This window comes from Alkalibaculum sporogenes, assembly GCF_009362815.1.
GTDB lineage: Bacteria > Bacillota > Clostridia > Eubacteriales > Alkalibacteraceae > Alkalibaculum_A > Alkalibaculum_A sporogenes.
The window spans coordinates 1-1,055 of sequence record NZ_WHNX01000086.1 but is presented as its reverse complement, the minus strand read 5'-3'; the positions used below and the strand labels follow the sequence as shown (position 1 = coordinate 1,055).

Genomic DNA, 1,055 nt, shown 5'->3' with positions numbered 1-1,055 from the left:
AAATGGAGTATTATATCAGTTTTGGGTAAAAGATGTAAGCACAAACAAATGGAAGATGATACAAGACTATAGTAAGAGTAGTGCTCGGTGGACGCCGACGAAGCCAGGAAAGTATCTATATGGAGTACATATAAAAGACGAAAAAAGCAATCAAAGTTTAGATGCACATTTGTATAAGGAAATAACAGTAAAGGGTTCTTTATTTGGTAAAACTATTATGCTAGACCCTGGTCATGGAGGTTCAGATCCTGGTGCAGTAAATGGAAGTATCTATGAAAAGAATTTAAACAATAGTTTAACGAAGTTAATAGCTCAAAAACTTACATCCCTAGGTGCCAATGTAATATATACAAGGAATCCAGATAGTAATATAAGAATGGAGTTAGATCAAAGAGCAGCTATTGCAAATCAAAAGATGCCTGATTTATTTATAAGTATTCACCATGATGCATCTTATGTTAAAGGATATAGCATGCATTATAGTAGTTATAGACCGTACTTAGAAGTGTCTGGAGCATATTTTAAAGATAGCAAAGGAAAAACACATTATATTATTCGCGAAGTAAATCGTAGAGCATACTATATTGAAAATGGCGTTGAAAAGTACATAACAATAGATAATACAGCACCTGCAACAATATATGATAGTACACCAAGTAGTGCTGCTAAAAACAGCAAGATATTTGCGAATTTATTACTCGATTCAATGAAAGAGTTGAAGTTTATTAGTCCAAGGAATAATCCGGTATCTGATCACAACCTTGCAATCACTAGGTGGACAAATATGCCATCCGTACTAATTGAAGCAGGACCTACAAATTCTACCTTAGCAAATAAAAGTAATCAAAATGCAATTGCAGATAAAATGGTAGATGCGATAAAGAAATATTTTAATTAATAAGGCTTAGGTAGATATTTCTATTGGATAGCTACCTAACCAACTGTGTATTTTTTATAAGAGACTGTAAATAATTTTGTGTCCTAGAATAAAAAAATAACTTTCTATCAGGCTCATTAGATATGTAAAAATTCAAGAAAACATCTTTAAAATATGA

Annotated in this window: 1 protein-coding gene; it reads left to right on the top strand. The window is 32.0% G+C overall.

The window, feature by feature from the left end; genetic code table 11:
• Positions 1–898, top strand: an 898-nt coding sequence (locus tag GC105_RS16665; protein WP_193708472.1) for an N-acetylmuramoyl-L-alanine amidase family protein, incomplete at its 5' end; no start/stop codon positions are given.
• Between the last annotated feature and the right edge of the window lie 157 nt (positions 899–1,055).